Source organism: Streptomyces sp. NPDC038707 (assembly GCF_040636485.1).
Lineage (GTDB): Bacteria > Actinomycetota > Actinomycetes > Streptomycetales > Streptomycetaceae > Streptomyces.
The window spans coordinates 20874-36697 of record NZ_JBEZUP010000047.1 but is presented as its reverse complement, the minus strand read 5'-3'; the positions used below and the strand labels follow the sequence as shown (position 1 = coordinate 36697).

General features: G+C 70.3%; 12 protein-coding genes and 5 pseudogenes. 11 read left to right on the top strand and 6 right to left on the bottom strand.

The window, feature by feature from the left end; translation table 11 throughout:
- Positions 1-2: 2 nt before the first annotated feature.
- The 8 genes and pseudogenes from AB0E62_RS36655 to AB0E62_RS36620 all read left to right on the top strand — a co-directional run.
- Positions 3-722: pseudogene (locus tag AB0E62_RS36655) on the top strand (pyridoxal-phosphate dependent enzyme); the annotation flags it as partial.
- Positions 723-952: 230 nt separating this feature from the next.
- Complete coding sequence (locus AB0E62_RS36650) at positions 953-2152, top strand: ATP-binding protein (protein ID WP_362204279.1); 1200 nt, start codon at positions 953-955, stop codon at positions 2150-2152.
- Entirely contained in the window at positions 2149-2550 is a 402-nt protein-coding gene (locus tag AB0E62_RS36645) for a roadblock/LC7 domain-containing protein (protein WP_030340335.1), read from the top strand. Before AB0E62_RS36650 ends, AB0E62_RS36645 begins: the two co-directional genes overlap by 4 nt.
- The gene (locus tag AB0E62_RS36640; RefSeq protein ID WP_059247800.1) at positions 2547-2921 is read left to right on the top strand and encodes a DUF742 domain-containing protein; all 375 of its coding nucleotides are present in this window, start codon (positions 2547-2549) and stop codon (positions 2919-2921) included. Before AB0E62_RS36645 ends, AB0E62_RS36640 begins: the two co-directional genes overlap by 4 nt.
- The gene (locus tag AB0E62_RS36635; protein ID WP_362204275.1) at positions 2896-3498 is read left to right on the top strand and encodes an ATP/GTP-binding protein; all 603 of its coding nucleotides are present in this window, start codon (positions 2896-2898) and stop codon (positions 3496-3498) included. The genes AB0E62_RS36640 and AB0E62_RS36635 overlap by 26 nt, the downstream gene beginning before the upstream one ends.
- Before the next feature lie 79 nt (positions 3499-3577).
- On the top strand, positions 3578-4924 hold the full coding sequence (locus AB0E62_RS36630) for a cytochrome P450 (protein WP_362204272.1): 1347 nt from the start codon (positions 3578-3580) through the stop codon (positions 4922-4924).
- Between the two features lie 104 nt (positions 4925-5028).
- A complete protein-coding gene (locus AB0E62_RS36625) occupies positions 5029-6291 on the top strand; it encodes a cytochrome P450 (RefSeq protein WP_362204269.1) in 1263 nt (420 codons plus the stop codon).
- Between the two features lie 44 nt (positions 6292-6335).
- On the top strand, positions 6336-7127 hold the full coding sequence (locus AB0E62_RS36620; RefSeq protein ID WP_362204266.1) for an enoyl-CoA hydratase/isomerase family protein: 792 nt from the start codon (positions 6336-6338) through the stop codon (positions 7125-7127).
- On the opposite strand, the gene AB0E62_RS36615 is transcribed toward AB0E62_RS36620, so the two are convergent.
- Together AB0E62_RS36615 and AB0E62_RS36610 are read right to left on the bottom strand one after the other, a co-directional pair.
- A complete protein-coding gene (locus tag AB0E62_RS36615; RefSeq protein ID WP_362204263.1) occupies positions 7128-7766 on the bottom strand; it encodes an SRPBCC family protein in 639 nt (212 codons plus the stop codon). It abuts the gene before it with no gap.
- Positions 7669-8082, bottom strand: a pseudogene (locus tag AB0E62_RS36610) (DeoR family transcriptional regulator); the annotation flags it as partial. The gene AB0E62_RS36615 and the pseudogene AB0E62_RS36610, both read right to left, overlap by 98 nt.
- A 133-nt stretch (positions 8083-8215) precedes the next feature.
- Between AB0E62_RS36610 and AB0E62_RS36605 the strand changes: the two are divergent.
- Positions 8216-8356: pseudogene (locus AB0E62_RS36605) on the top strand (transcriptional regulator); the annotation flags it as partial.
- A 191-nt stretch (positions 8357-8547) separates the two neighbouring features.
- On the opposite strand, the pseudogene AB0E62_RS36600 reads toward AB0E62_RS36605, so the two are convergent.
- The 4 genes and pseudogenes from AB0E62_RS36600 to AB0E62_RS36585 all read right to left on the bottom strand — a co-directional run.
- Positions 8548-8703, bottom strand: a pseudogene (locus tag AB0E62_RS36600) (peptidoglycan endopeptidase); the annotation flags it as partial.
- 1710 nt (positions 8704-10413) lie between these two features.
- Positions 10414-11619: a S8 family serine peptidase gene (locus AB0E62_RS36595; RefSeq protein WP_362204260.1), complete on the bottom strand. Its 1206-nt coding sequence runs from the start codon at positions 11617-11619 to the stop codon at positions 10414-10416.
- A gap of 4 nt (positions 11620-11623) precedes the next feature.
- The gene (locus AB0E62_RS36590) at positions 11624-12196 is read right to left on the bottom strand and encodes a hypothetical protein (RefSeq protein WP_362204257.1); all 573 of its coding nucleotides are present in this window, start codon (positions 12194-12196) and stop codon (positions 11624-11626) included.
- A gap of 273 nt (positions 12197-12469) precedes the next feature.
- Complete coding sequence (locus AB0E62_RS36585; protein ID WP_362204254.1) at positions 12470-13204, bottom strand: hypothetical protein; 735 nt, start codon at positions 13202-13204, stop codon at positions 12470-12472.
- 127 nt (positions 13205-13331) lie between these two features.
- Here AB0E62_RS36585 and AB0E62_RS36580 point away from each other — a divergent pair.
- Positions 13332-14625: pseudogene (locus tag AB0E62_RS36580) on the top strand (IS256 family transposase).
- 77 nt (positions 14626-14702) lie between these two features.
- Positions 14703-15692 carry a phosphotransferase gene (locus AB0E62_RS36575; protein ID WP_362204251.1) on the top strand — a complete coding sequence of 330 codons (990 nt, stop codon included), beginning with the start codon at positions 14703-14705 and terminating at the stop codon, positions 15690-15692.
- Positions 15693-15824 lie beyond the last annotated feature (132 nt).

Below are 15824 nucleotides of genomic sequence, written 5' to 3'. Positions count from 1 at the left end.
GGTTCCACGGCGGACAGTGCCACTTCGTGGATGACTCCCGGAAGATGTACGAGGAGTCCGCCCGCCTCGCGGTGGAGACCGGCGGCCACTACATGGACCAGTTCACCTACGCCGAGCGGGCCACGGACTGGCGCGGCAACAACAACATCGCCGAGTCGATCTTCCGTCAGCTGCGCCTGGAGCGGTTCCCGGAGCTGGCCTGGATCGTCGCCACGGCGGGCACCGGCGGCACCTCCGCGCCCCTCGCGCGCTATGTCCACTACATGCAGTACGACACCCGGATCTGTGTCGCCGACCCGGACAACTCCTGTTTCTTCGAGGGCTGGACCACCGGCGACCCGGACGTCACCTGCAACTGCGGCTCCCGGATCGAGGGCATCGGCCGGCCGCGCATGGAGCCCAGCTTCGTGCCCGGCGCGATCGACCGGATGATGAAGGTCCCGGACGCGGCCAGCGTCGCCGCCGTACGGGCCCTGGAGGGGGCCATCGGCCGGAAGGCGGGCGGCTCCACGGGCACCGGGCTGTGGAGCGCGCTGAAGATCGTCTCCGAGATGGTGGCCCAGGGGCGCACGGGCAGCGTCGTCACCCTGCTGTGCGACCCGGGCGACCGCTACCTGGACAAGTACTACTCGGACGGGTGGCTCGCGGAGCAGGGCCTGGACATCGGGCCGTACGCGGCGGCGCTCGACTCGTTCCTGGCCACGGGCGAGTGGCCGAACTGAGAGGCCCGGTCCCTCGGCAACCGCCGTACGACGGGCGGGTTGCGGGGCTGTGTGGATTTGGTGACGTCTCAATTGGGGCCCTGGGCAAGCGGGTTGCACCTGTGTGACTGATAAGATCATCCCACTTTTCAGTGGGCTGACGGCGTGTCATGAACGCGTTCGGGGGACAGTCTCAAAGGCACCATCGCGCTGCTCACGCTTCTGGCGCGAAGCGACTTGAAGAGAGTCTCATGACGTCTTTGACCCAGGATCCACTGTTGTGGATCTTGCTTGTGGTGCTCGTCGCTGCGGTCGTCGCAGTGCTGCGGGCCCGGAGAACCAACATGGCGCTCCGAAGAACGAGGAAGGACCTGGAAGCAGGGCTGGGGGAGGCCCGCGGCGACATCGGTCAGCTCCACGCGCACATCGCCGCGCTGACCGCACAGCACCAGCGTGACCTCGCGGACGTACGGGCGGACGCCGAGGCGTCGACCAAGGCGGTGCTGAAGTCCGCGATGGGCACGCTCCAGTCGCTCGCCGAGGAGCAGCAGGTCCTCCTGGACAACCTGCTGAAGAAGTACGGCGACACCACGGACGTCCTGGCCGACCTGATGACGGTCGACCACACCGGCAGCCAGTTCAGCCGCCGCGCCAAGGGCATCTCCGTGCTGTGCGGCGGCTGGCTGGGCCGGCGCGAGCGCGCCGCCACCGTCTACGACGTCGCGCGCAGCGCCCAGGGCAGGATCAAGGACTTCGACCGGGTCAGCGTCCACTCGCAGGCCAACGTCTCCCTCGTCGGCAAGGCCGTCGAGCCGGTGGCCGTCGTCCTGGCCGAGCTGCTGGACAACGCGACGAACTACAGCGCGCCCGGAACGCCGGTCGAGGTCAACATCCAGGCCGTACCCACCGGGCTGTGCTTCATCGTGGACGACGCCGGTCTCGGCATGGACCAGGAGACCAAGGACCGGGCGGCGGCTCTGCTGTCGGTCGACGGTCCCGTCGACATCACCGGTCTCGGCGATCCGCCGCGGTTCGGCTTCGCCGTGTGCGGCATGCTCGCCGCCCGCTACGGCTTCGCCGTCTCCGTCGGTTCCGTGTCCCCCTACGGCGGAGTGCGTGCAGTGATTCGTGTGCCCGAAAGTCTCCTCGCGGCCGACGCGCCCGCCCCCGTGGCCGACGCCCAGGACACCGCGAGCCCGGAGGCGCCCCCGCAGCGCCTGGCACCGGTCCCGGTCGTGGCCCCCTCGCACGTGGTGGGGCAGACCTCCGGAGGTCTGCCCAAACGCCGGCGGCGGGGCGGCCCCGTCACGGTGGTCCCGGCCCTCGACGCCGGCCAGGAGGGGACGCCCGAACCGGTCAGCGAGGTGACGGCGTCACGGCTCGGCGCGTTCGCGCGCGGAACTCAGCTCGGGCGCACCACGAACACCACGGAAGGATCTGACAACAAGTGAACATCGACCTGTCCTGGGTGCTGAACGACGTACTCGAAGTACGTGGGGCCCGGCACGCGATCCTCGTCTCGGGCGACGGCCTGCTGCTGCAGCGCTCGGACGACATCGGGCGGGACGACGCCGAGACGAACGCCGCCGCAATGAGTTCGATGCAGTCGCTGAGCCGGGCCGTCGCGGGGTTCGTGGGAGCGGGACACGGAATCTGGAAGCAGACGCTGCTGGAGTACGACGGCGGCTGGATCTTCCTGATCGCGGCCGGCCAGGGCTCGTACCTCGCCGTCTCGGCCGCACTGGACGTCGACATGGAGGCCATGTCGTTCCGCATGCAGAAGACGGTGTCCGCGCTGAGCAAGGCGATGAGCGTGGCACCGCGCTCGGACAACGGCGTGGGCGCATGACAAGCCCCGGCGAGGAAGCCTCCGTCACCAGCGACTTCGTGCGCTCCTACGTAATCACCGGCGGCCGGAGCCTGCCGGCCGCGGACGACCTGGCGCTGCACACCCTGGTCACCCTGGCTCCCGAGCGGACGCCCCCGCTGGGAGCCGGCCCCGAGGTGATGGCGATCTGGCAGCTGTGCGCGGGCGGCTATCTGTCGGTCGCGGAGGTGGCCGGCCACCTGGGACTGCCGGTGGGGGTGGCCCGGCTGCTGCTGACCGACTTATTCGAGCAGGGACACCTGCTGCGCCGCGCCGAGCCGCCCCGGGCTCAGAACGTTGACAGAGCGACCCTGGAAAAGGTTCTGAATGGACTCCAATCCCTCATCGGCTGAGACGGCCCCCGAATCCATATACGTCTCCAGCGCGGTGACCAACGCTGCGAAGATCCTGGTCGTCGGGCACTTCGCCGTGGGCAAGACGACCTTCATCGGCTCGCTGTCGGAGATCACCCCGCTGCGCACCGAGGAGAAGATGACGCAGGCGTCGCTCCACGTGGACGACCTCCGGGGCGTCGCGGACAAGACCACCACCACCGTGGCCTTGGACTTCGGCCGGCTGACGCTCAGCGACGACCTCGTGCTCTACCTGTTCGGCACCCCCGGCCAGCAGCGGTTCATGCAGCTGTGGGAGGACATGGCGCGCGGCGCGCTGGGAGCGCTGCTCCTGGTCGACCCCGCCCGGCTGGAGGAGACCTTCCCCGTCATCGACCTCGTCGAGCGGTACGGCCTCGAGTACGCCATCGCCGTCAACAGCTTCGAGCAGGGCACGGTGTACGCGGAGGCGGAGGTGCGCGAGGCCCTCGACCTGCTCCCCGACACCCCCGTCGTCTACTGCGACGCCCGCGACCGGCAGTCCTCCGCCCACGCGCTGATCGCCCTCGTGCGCCACCTGCTCACCCGAGCCGCCTGACACCCCCATCCGCCCGGACCTCCGGCCCTGACACCCCCGTTCCCCGGACCATCGGCCCGGAGCCAGCAGAAGGAACCCCATGGACTGCCAGTCTGCCCCCGCCCCCGCCGGCGCCAGATGCCCCATGCACGACGCAGCGTTCGCCGCCGACCCCCACCAGGTCTACGACCGGCTGCGCGCCCACGCTCCGGCCGGGCCGGTGGAACTCGCACCCGGCGTCGACGCCACCCTGGTCGTCGGCCACGAGACGGCCCTGCGCGTGCTGCAGAACTCCACGCTCTTCGCCCGGGACGCCCGACGCTGGAAGGCACTCAACGAAGGACGGATCGGGCTGGACAACCCGGTGCTGCCGATGATGGCGTACCGGCCCAACTGCCTGTTCACCGACGGTGCCGTGCACCTGCGGCTGCGCAAGGCCGTCACGGACAGCCTGGCCCGGCTCAACATCACCCGGATCCGCCGTGACGTCGAGCCCCTCGCCGACTACCTCATCGACCAGTTCAGCGAGCGGGGCCGGGCCGACCTCCTCAACGACTACGCCAAGCTGCTGCCGCTGCTGCTGTTCAACAAGATCTTCGGCTGCCCGGCGGACATCGGCGACACCCTCACCAGCGCCATGTCGGCGATCTTCGACGGCCAGGACGCCCAGCGTGCCAACGAGGAACTCACCGCCTGCCTCATGGAGCTGATCGCCCTCAAGCGCCGCCGGCCCGGTGACGACGTCACCTCCTGGCTGATCCAGCACCCTGCGGGCCTGACCGACGAGGAACTCAAGGACCAGCTGGTCATGCTGATGGGCGCCGGCGTGGAACCCGAGCGCAACCTCATCGGCAACGCCCTGCTCCTGCTGCTGTCGCCCGACACGAGCGGGCGCGACTCCGGCATGCTGATCGAGGAGGCGATCGATCACGTGCTGTGGAACCAGACGCCGATCGCCAACTACGCCACCCACTACCCGGTCCAGGACGTGGACCTCGGGGGAGTGGTCGCGGAGGCGGGCACCCCGGTCGTCATCAGCTTCGCCGCGGCCAACAGCGACCCGGCGCTGGCCGAGGCCCGCCGGATGCACAGCAAGGGCGCTCACCTGGCCTGGGGAGCCGGTCCGCACGCGTGCCCGGCCAAGGACCCGGCGCAGGTCATCGCCGTCACCGCGATCGAGAAGATCCTCAACGCCCTGCCCGACCTGACGCTGGCCGTCCACGAGAAGGAACTGGAATGGCGGCCGGGCCCGTTCCACCGGGCCCTGGTCGCGCTGCCCGTGGCCTTCAGCCCGACCCCGGCCACCCGCATGGCCTCCGCGCTGCAGAACCGTGCCGTCGCCGCGGCGGAGCAGCCGCTGCCCACGGCTCCGGTCGCCGCCGTGCGTCAGGAACCGGCCAGGAAGAAGGGCTTCTGGAGCAGCTTCCTGGATATCTTCCGGGTCTGATGTGCTCTATGTGACGGGAGCAACACTGACAGGCGCATGACGAGGGAGAGGGGAAGGGTAGATTTCGGCGGTAACGGAAGCGCCCAGCCACAAAGGAGCTTTGCGTGACCGCCGTTGGCGCCATACGCGGTACCACCCCCGACCGCCGAGCCGTCATTCCCCTCCTCCGTCGCCTGCGGTCCGCCGAGGGACAGGCCAACCCCCTCCCCGTCTGGGAGGAGCTGCGCGCACTGGGCGATGTGGTGCCCGCCCCCTGGGGCGGGTACTTCGTGACCGGATTCGATGCCTGCAACCAGGTCCTGCGCGGCCGGAACTGGCTCGTACCCGACTTCGCCTGGCAGGAGCGCCAGCCGGACACCGGGCGCTGGCAGGAGCCGGCCACGCGGGAGATGACACGGACCCTCTCCCGCCTCAACCGGCCCGCGCACACGGTGCAGCGCCGTGCCCTGGGCAACCTCTTCGACCGCGGCACCCTGGAGACCATGCGGCCCCAGATCGCCGACCACGTCACCCGGCTCCTGGACCGCCTCGGCCGCCGGCTGCGCAGCCACGGCGCGGCCGACTTCGTCACCACCGTCGGCGAGCAGCTCCCGATCCACACCGTCGGCCGGTGGCTGGCCATCCCGGCCGAGCACTACCCGCACATCCTGGACTTCACCCACCGCCAGGTGCACGCCCAGGAACTGCTCCCCACCAAGAGCGACCTGGCCATCTCCGCCCAGGCCACCCGGGAGATGCGGGCCTTCTTCACCGGCCTCCTCGCCCATCGGCGCGCCCACCTCGGCAACGATGTCCTCTCGGGCTGGATCCGTCACTGGGACGCCCAGTACCCCGACGACCGCGCGGCTGTCGACCAGACGCTGTACGACCTGACGATGTTCATCACCATCGCCTCCCTGGAGACCACCGCGACCCTGCTCACCAACGCCGTGTGGTTCCTCACCCGGGACCCCGCCCGGGCCGACTTCCTGCGCCGGAACCCCGAGCACATCGACGACGCGATCGACGAGGTGCTGCGCTACGACCCGCCGATCCACCTCAACTCCCGCTTCACCGCGGACGACACCGTGCTCGCCGGCGTACCCATCGCGAAGGACACCACCGTCCACGTCCTCTACGGCGCCGCCAACCACGACCCGCGCCGCAACGACCAGCCGCACGTCTTCGACATCCGCCGCAAGGGCGGCCACCTCACCTTCGGCGGTGGCGCCCACTACTGCCTCGGCTCGGCCCTGGCCCGGCTGGAGGCCCGGCAGCTGCTCACCCAGCTGCTGGAACGATTCCCCACCCTGCGGCCCACCGCGGGGCCGACCTACGCGCGCCGGATGGTCTTCCGGCGCATCACCTCCCTGTACGTGACGGCCTGACCGACTCCCGGCACGCGACGACCTGACCCCCGGAAAGCGACGACATGACCGCCCTTCCCCTCACGGCACCCCCGGCCGGCTCCGGACAGCAGACCCTGCGGACCCACCGGGAGGGCCCTGTCCTCAGGATCGAGCTGAACACCCCCGAGGACGGCAACACCGTGACCGATGCCCTGCTGGACGACCTCCTGGCGGTCCTCCAAGACCAGGATCCGGCGGTCCGGGTGCTGGTGCTCGCCGGATGCGGCGACGACTTCTGCCTGGGCGGGGACCGCGGCGAATTCGGCCGGCACCTCGCCGACGACCCCACGGGCAGCGGCATCCGCAGGTCCGGCACCAAGGCGCGGCGGGTCTGCGACGCCCTGACCGGGAACCCGGCCGTCACCATCGCCCGCGTCCACGGCAAGGTCATCGGGGCGGGCATGGCCCTGGCACTGGCCTGTGATCTGCGGGTGGGAGCCGAGGACGCCACCTTCCGGCTGCCCGAACTGGCCCTCGGGCTGCCCACCGCGTGGGGCGGCCTGCTGCCCCGCCTCATCAACGAGGTAGGCGCCGCCCGGGTCCGTGAACTCGTCCTCACCGGCCGGGCCTTCACCGCGGCGGAGGCCCAGTCCCTGTCCATCCTGCAGAAGGTCGTCCCCGCACAGGAGCTGGACGCGGCCGTCGCCGCCTGGGCCCGGCCCATCGTCCGCCGCCCCCCGGCGGCCCTGCGCGTCACCAAGACCCTGCTGAACTCGCTGTCCGCCGCCTCCCGCCTGGCCGACGTCTCCGCACTGGACGCGGAACTGATGGCGGCGGTCGTCGCCGAGGCGCACCACGCCCGCGGCGGCTACTGATCAGGCCCGGGACAGCCGCCGGTCCAGGGACGTCACCGCGTCCCGGAAGGCCCGCTTGAGCCCCGCCCGGGCCAGTACGAGGACGAACCGGAACGGCGCCGTGCCGTCGGCGGCGAAGGTCCACCGCACGCGTGTGCCCGTGCCGTGCGGGGTCAGGCGCCACTCCTCGACCAGGGCGCGGGCGCCCGGCGCGTTGATGACGTCGACGCGGTAGGCGTACACCTCGGGCGCCTTCGCCACGAGCACCGTCTCCGCGAACCGCGTCCGCCCCGGAGCCGGATCTCCCGCCCGGCCCCGCCGTCGGTGGCCCGGGCGAGCGTCACCGCGGAGAACCACTGGGGCCAGCCGGACACGTCCTCGGCGAGCGCCTGGAGGACCCGTTCGGGGGGCGCGGCGATGTTCCGCGCGAAGACCAGGCGTACGGGCGCGACCCCGACGAAGTCGATCTCCACCGGACGCAGACGGCGAGCCATGGACGAACCCCCTGGTGACCGTTGCGCAGAGCGACTGACTGGGCACCGTCACCTTAGCTGCGGGGCTCTCAGATGTCTGCGCCGTCCTCGTCCTCGGTCTCGCCCGCGACCACCACCCGCAGGTGCTCGGAGATCTCCGCGCGCGCCTCGGCCGGCAGCCCCGCATCCGTCACCAGGGTGTCCACCTGCTCCAGCGCGGCGAAGGAACTCAGTCCCACCACGCCCCACTTGGTGTGGTCGGCGACCACCACGACCCGGCGCGCCGAGTGCACCAGCCGCCGGTTGGTCTCGGCCTCCGCGAGGTTCGGCGTGGACAAGCCGGCCTCCACCGATATGCCGTGCACACCGAGGAAGAGCAGATCGAAGTGGAGCGCCGCGATCGCCTGGTCGGCCACCGGACCGACCAGCGAGTCCGACGGGGTGCGCACCCCGCCGGTCAGCACCACCGTGGCCGCCCCCTGCCGCTGCCCCGAGGTGCGCTGGCGCCCGCACCTGCGTCCGCCGCCACTCCTGGCTGGGGTTCCTGGAGCCCGCGGCCCCCGGCGCTCCGGCCGGGGCCGGCGGCTGGTGGAGCGCCCCCGGATGCCGGCTCGCCCTGGCCGCGGTCCTGCCGGTCGCGCGCGGCACCCGCAACGGGGAGCGATCGATTATGCGTACACCGCTTTTCACCTGGCCGAACAGCCGGAACAGACACTGGTCGTCTATGCCGACAGCAGCGAACCGCCCGACGGGAGCGCAGCCGAGACCAGCGAATGAAGGAAGAGGCCGCAGCAATACCAGCGCTTACGGCACGGCGCCGGAGGACCAGCGGCTGCGCGCCGAGCAGATCGCCGGGCAGGCCGTGCTGGCGCTGCTCCTCAACCACCTGTTGTTCACGGGTGGTGAGCCTTCCGTCAGGGCCGGCTGTGCGCTGCCGGCCGGCCCGGGCGGACGGGCGGGGGGCGGGATCAGCAGGTGGCCACGCCGTCCAGCCAGACCGGGCCCTTGATGTAGATGTTGGTCACCCAGGAGCCGTCCGTCAGCTTGGACCAGGCGTCGTTCGTGTAGCCCTCGGCGGTCACCGTCTCCGCGTGCCGCTGGCGCTGGACGGACACCTGCGTCGGGCACCGGATGGCGGCAGTACCGCTCCACCAGCCTCCGGCTCGTTCTCTGCCGCGGCGAAGGCAGCGAGGTCGCACTCGGCGTCCACCCCCTCGGCCGCGCCGGTGTCGACCGCAGTGCCGGCCCGGCGGTACTCCACCCGGGACGGCGGCGGCTCAACCTCGGCGCCGCCCGCTGGTCGCACGACCGCCTCCTGGAGCTGGTGGCCGACGGGCAACGGCCGAAGGGCGACACCTTCACCGGGGTGATCGCCTTCGCCTAGCACGACGGCTGCCCTCCCGCCGTCCCTAGCTAGGGGGTGTCTTCAGGACGCTGAACCCCTCGGGGCTGCCGACGCCTGAGCAGGTCGACGGTCGCACCGAGGTCGTCCAAGACGGATCACCGACGCGACGGCTGTCGGCGGGCCTTGGATTGCTCATGTGAGTCGTGATGCAGGTCGTTGATGGCATCGGCGAGGTGCCTGGACGAGAGCGGTGAACGGTCTATGCTGCGGGCGGAGGCGGAACTCATCCACATCGAACTGCGCCGCGTCCTCCCCGGGTTTGATCCGGGCCCGCGTTCCGACCGGCCGCCTTCGCGTACCGCCCGCTCGATCAAATCGTCCTGCCCACGCCGGGTGCGCCGGCTGCTCCCACACGTGTCGTACCCGGCCCGGGCCGGGGAGCCCGCCGAGCGGGTGAGCGTGCCGGCGTCAGCTGGTGGCCTGCTGGTCGGGCATCCTCCCGGGGCCCGAGCGGGCGCGGGGGTCCGGGTCATGGTCGCCGAGGCGCTGCCGAAGGACAGCGCCGAGTCCGGGCACGCCGGCTACCGGTCCTGCCGGGATGGGTGCCGGCGCGCACGCCGAGCACCGGCCGCTGCCCGAGTCACCGGTCTGCGGCAGCGGGTGCGGGCGGCCCCGGTGAGGCGCCGTCCGCAGCGGTGACCAACCGTCCGCTGCTGGCCGGCTTCGGCCCGCTGCTGGCCGTGCCACGCCGGAGCTGGCCGGACGGCCCGCAGTCGCGTCGTCACGCTGAGCCGGAACCTGCGTGCGTGGCCGCCGGGCCGGCCCGCTCAAGGCCGCGGGCGCTCTGGCCGGCGTCCCGGACGCGGGCGTCGTCGGCTACGCGACCGTGCTGCAGAGTCTGGTGGCGGGTGCCGATCCGGCCCCGCTTGACCCTCCCACGTTCCCGCCGTGCTCGCTGCTCTGGCCCGCCCGGAGTTCGGCGCGTGCGGCGGAAGACGTCCGGCGCCGACCAGGACCAGCCGGACGGCATCGCGTACTCCGTCCACCAGCCGAGCCCGTGCCCAGGGTCGTGGTCCCGGACGGCGCGGACACCGCAGCCTGGGCAACGCCGCTCATGCTCGCCGCGCTGCTTCCACGCCTGCGGGTCCACGCCGGCCGCTTGCTCCAAGGCACGCTCGGTCAGGTACATCCGGAAGCTGGCGCGCAGCCCGCGTGGAACGTCTCGACGGCCTCGGCTCGCGGCCGCTGCGGTGCAGGGCGACCATCAGCTGGGCCCGGAACGCCTTCCGCAGCGGATGTGCTCTATCAACTGCGTGAGCTCGACGACCGGTTTCCGGTTGCCGGTGCCGGTGTCAGGGCCTTGCGGCCGTGGGCATGGAGCTGCCTCAGATGTGAGCTGCACGCGATGGAGCACATCCCAGCGGTACTCGGCACCTTGCCGACGTGACTCGGCCACGGTCCTCCCGTGGCCGTGCGTTCCCGGCCCGGGTCATCGGGGGCGGCGGCGCAGCGCGGCCCACACAGCGCCGCCGAGGATGAGGATCGCGGCCGCGCCGATGGCGATTCCCGTCAGTGGCAGACCGGAATCGTGCTGGGGGCCGGCCTTGGTGGCCGGAGAGGGAGATTTGGTGCTCGTCTTCGACGGCTTGGGGGTGTTGCTGGGGGGTGCGGGCAGGGGGTGGATGTATGCCGGCGGGGTGTTCGGGTCGGGGGGACCGGGACGGCCACGGCCGAGGAACACGACCTGCCGGGCGCGGGCGGCCCCGTAGCCGAGGTACTTGCTCAGGGCGTCCACGGGCCAGTCCCGGACCGCGGTGTCCTCCAGGACGCGCCAGACCTGCGAGGCTGTCCAGTCGCGGTGCTTGGACCACACCAGCGCCGCCTGGGCCGCCACCAGGGCGGAAGCCGCCGCGGTACCGCCGCCGTGCGGGCAGTACCGGCTAAAGCTGGTGTCGCACCAGCGGGGTATGTCCACTCCTGGTGCGGCGATGTCGACGTGATCACCGTACTGGGCGGTGGGGGCGACCGTGCCGGTGTGGTCGATGGCGGTCACTCCGACGACCTCGTCGTACGCTGCCGGGTACTGCGGCTTGTTTCCTTCCTCGGCGTTGTCCCCGACTCCGGCGAACATCAGTACGCCCTTTTTGACCGCGTACTCCAGGGCCTGATGGTCGTAGTCGCTGCCGATCACGTACTGGTTGCCGACGGTGATGTCGATGACCTGCGCGCCCGCGTCGACGGCGACCTTGATGGCGGTGGACAGCGGGTAGTTGGGATCGGGGAGTTCGTCGTGACCGACCGGAGGCACCCGGATCGGAATGATCTTCGCTCCCGGGGCGAGGCCCTTGATCCCGCCTCCGCGGCCCGTGCCGGCGATGAGTTCGGCGGCCGTGGTGCCGGCGCCGGTGGTGTCGCGCGTGTCCGTGACATCACCGCTGACCAGCCCGTGGGCGACCAGGGCATCTTTCCCCGGCAGCACCTGCCCGCGCAGGGAGGGGGTGTCGGGGTTCACCCCCGTGCCGATGACGGCGACCTTGATGCCCTTGCCGGTACTGGCCTTCCATATCTCGTCAGCGCCCATGGCGCCGAGGTACCACTGTCTGGGGGCCGCACCGGCCGCGTTGGCCAAGGGCGCCGGTCCGGCCGCGACAAGGAGCGCGGCGGTGGCCAGGGAGCTGAAAACTGCGCGATACATGGCCCTATTGGACCACCGGGAGGGGACAGTCGGCGGCGGGGGTGTCAGCGAGAACACCGATGCCCCGTACCCGTGTCCGTTCCGTCAGCGCGAGCGGACTGGTGCCAAGCGCCGCAGCGATCTCAGGCGCCATGTCGAACGCCCGCCACTTCCACTCTTCCTCGGCCGCACCGTTACGCAGGCTCTCGTCCCACACCGGCGGCAGGCCCATCCGCTCCCGCTCCGCCTGCTCTCGTTCGAGCGGACGTCCCAGCGTGAGCGAAGCGTCGCCGGCCTCCCCGGTCTCGCAGTACCGACGCACGACGGCACCCTTCTCTGCGACGAGCCAGGCCGAACCATCGCCCTGAGCACCAAAGAAGTACGCCTGCGCCGCTCCGTAGCGGGAACTCAGCTCGGTGCACAAGCGCAGGACATCGTCGCTTCTCTCCCTGTCGCTCGGATCGCACCACGGGCCGATCGCCAGAGTCCAGCCATCAAGTTCCGGACTCACGTACACCCGGGCACACCCGTCCGGATCATCTTCCGCCCCTGCGTGACCGTCCTCCTCGATCGCAGCCTCCGCCTCGGCGAACGTCACAGGAACGGGGCGCGTAAGACCCAAGGCAGCCATGAGCCCCGCTTGGTCCCCAGTCGGTATGGCGACCCAGGACGGCCAGCACGTCACGAGCGGTTGGGGCAGGTTGTTGCTCACGTTTTTCACGACGCACAGCCTGTCACTGCGGCCACAGACGGTCGAGGTCCTGCGGCGCCGGCCGGGAGCAGGAGCCCGGCCTGCCTCGCGGACGACTGCCGCGCTCGAACCGGTGGCACGCAAAAGTCGCTTGTCCAGGGTGAGATGGGGTGCCTAGCGCTAACGGCTCAGGCGGCCGAAGCGAGCCAAGAGGTCCTGCGCGGCATCCTCGTTCAGTCCCAGGGCCGCGGCCGTCTGCTCAGCGGTGGCGTCGCGGCTGACGTCCTGCGCCGGCCAGTACGCCGTCTGCACGGCGATCACCTCCAGCCGGCGCGCGGCCCGCAGGGCCACAAGCGGCGCCGTCCTCGCCAGCTTCTCGATCTCCGACTCCACCCGCACGAGAAGGCCGGCCAGTGGTTCCGGCACGGGGATAGCCGACCGCTCCACCTCCACGGTGTGCACGTCCCAATCCTGCGCGCACGCATCCGCAACATCTGCGTCCGCTTCGGCCAGGGCTTTCTCGCCGAACTCCTCCCACTGCAAGGTGTGGGGCGGGCCGCTCCAGCCGCAGGAGCACACAGCCCGCAACGCGGCGGCCCGCGGTGCCCGCACGAAACCGTCACCCCCGTCGTAGACGCTCCACTGCGACACCTCCTGCCCGCCGCCCACAGAGGTCATCGCGATGAAGACCGGGTCCGGCACGCTGCCGTCGGCCAGCAGCACACCAACCGCGCCCTCGTGCGAAGCACCGAACTCCTCCGTCGCCCACGACTCCCGCTCGCCCACACCCATCAAGCCCTCCCGCATCCCATGCCGAACCCGCCCGGCGCGCCCAAGGCAGAGTGCCGGCACCGACACTGCCGCAGCTGCGGCGTTCTGCACCACCGAAACCACCGAAGAGGTGAGTTGCTGCATTTCATCGACGGGCTGCTGTGCCGCGCCCCGGCGGTCTCCTCGGCGCCGAGTAGGGTGTGCGAGCAGCAGCACCGGCAGCGGGCCTGTAAATCGTTCGGTGTAACTCCCGATCATGGAAGATACATCGATGACCAGTGAGAACGTGGCCGAGCACGAGAATGTCGAGTCCGCAGCGGCTGTGTCGGCGAAGGCCGTGGACGACCAGCTGATCGACGAGTTGGTGAGCCGGGTCCAGGCCGAGGGCCTGCAGCTGACCGGCGAGGGCGGACTGCTCCAGCAGCTGACCAAGCGGCTGCTGGAGTCCGCCCTGGAGGGCGAAATCAGCGATCACCTCGGCCATGACAAACACGATCCAGCGGGCAAGGACGGCGGCAACTCCCGCAACGGCAAGCGCTCCAAGACCGTGCTGACCGACGTGGGACCGGTGGAGATAGCCGTGCCCCGCGACCGGCACGGCTCCTTCGAACCGAAGATCGTGAAGAAAGCGGCAGAAGCGCCTGACCGGCGTCGACGAGATGGTGATCTCGCTGGCCGCGAAGGGCTTGACCACCGGTGAGGTCCAGGCCCACCTTGCGGAGGTCTATGGCGCAGAGGTCTCCCGGCAGACCATCTCCACCATCACCGACAAGGTCTTGGAGGGCATGGCCGAATGGCAGAGCCGCCCTCTGGACTCCGTCTATCCGGTGGTCTTCATCGACGCCATCCATGTGAAGATCCGCGACGGCGCCGTCGCCAACCGGCCGATCTATGTGGCCCTTGCCGTCACCACCGAGGGCCGGCGCGAGATTCCCGGGCTGTGGGCAGGTGACGGCGGCGAGGGCGCCGAGCACTGGCTGCACATCCTCACCGAGATCAGGAACCGCGGCGTGAGCGACGTGCTGATGCTCGTCTGCGACGGCCTCAAAGGCCTGCCCGAGGCAGTGGAGACGGTCTGGCCCAAGACGATCGTGCAGACCTGCGTGGTCCACCTGCTGCGGAACTCCTTCCGCTATGCCGCCCGCCAGGACTGGGGCAAGATCGCCAAGCCCCTCAAACCCGTCTACACGGCACCGGCCGAAGAGGCCGCCCTGGAACGATTCGCGGAGTTCGCCGACGCCTGGGGCAGGAAGTATCCGGCGATCCTCAAACTGTGGGAGTCGGCCTGGGAGGAGTTCACCCCCTTCCTGCGGTTCGACACCGAGATCCGCCGGATCGTCTGCACCACCAACGCGATCGAGTCGGCCAACGCGCGGATCCGGCGGGCGGTGAAGGCTCGCGGACACTTCCCGAACGAGCAGGCCGCCTTGAAATGCGTCTACATGGCGATCATGTCGCTGGACCCCACCGGCAAGGGCCAGGCCCGCTGGACCATGCGCTGGAAGACCGCGTTGAACGCCTTCGACATCACCTTCGACGGCCGGCTCTCAGCGGCCCGCCAGTAACCCAACCATCCTGGTTACACCGTTCGTTTGACAGACCCCCGCCCGACGGTGCATCTGATCGTGGATAGGGTCGGCGGATGCGCCGGTTCACGGATAGAGAAGCCTTGTCAGGGATCGTGCATGAGGCACTGGGGGCGGAGGCCCACATTGTCGGAGTGGACCGGTTGCGCGGCGGGAGCAAGAAAGGGGTCTACCGGGTTCACACGAGCGGATCACGTGCAGCGAGTGTGATCGTCTACAGCTGGGCCGAGGCCGAGAACTTCTGGCCGGCTGCGGAAGCCATCGATGCGGCCCACCCGTTCGCTCCCGCCTCCGGGCTGGTCTCCTTCCTAGCGGCCCAGCGGAGACTGGACGGCCTTGGAGTCCGGGTTCCAGGGGTGCTTCTCGCTGATGACAGCCGACGCCGTTACTCGGCGGACGTGGCAGTTGTCGAGGACGTTGCCGGCGGCACTCTGGAAGCGCTCCTGAAGACAGATCCCGCACGCGCATCACATGCCTTGAGCGAGCTGGCCGCAATGCTCGACGTGATGCACCAGCAGCACAGTCAGCGCTACGGCAGAGTGGACATGCTCGAACGGGGCGACAAAGCGAGTGGCGATTCATGCGAGCAACTGGTGCTCGAACGTGCCATCGAGGACCTCGCCGAGGCGGCCGAACGCGATCCCAGCATCGGATCAGCCGCAGCGTCTTTGCACGATCGCTTGCAGGAGCTGGCCACACGAGTGGCTCCGCGCACGCAGCACGGGCTGATTCACGGAGAACTCGGGCCCGACCACGTCCTGGTCGATGCGTCCGGACACCCCGTCCTCATCGACATCGAGGGCCTGATGTTCTTCGATGTCGAGTGGGAGCACGTGTTCCTGCAGCTTCGTTTCGGTGACCAGTACTCAGCCTTGTCCCGCCCCGGACTCGATCCGGCACGGCTCGACCTCTACATGCTCGCGATGCGTCTCTCACTGGTGGCCGGCCCTCTTCGCCTCCTCGACGGCGACTTCCCGCACCGCTCTGTGATGCAGGAAATCGCTGAGCACAACGCGAAGGAAGCGCTGGCTCTGTTGATCTCATAGCACCGCCTCCGCCGCTACATGCCTCGACGGCCAGCCGCCCTGACGGGCGGCTGGCCGTCCCGCGTTCCCCTCACTCACTCGGCAGTGCCGTCATTTCTCCTCGACACTCGCGAGCCGGTTGATCGACAACTG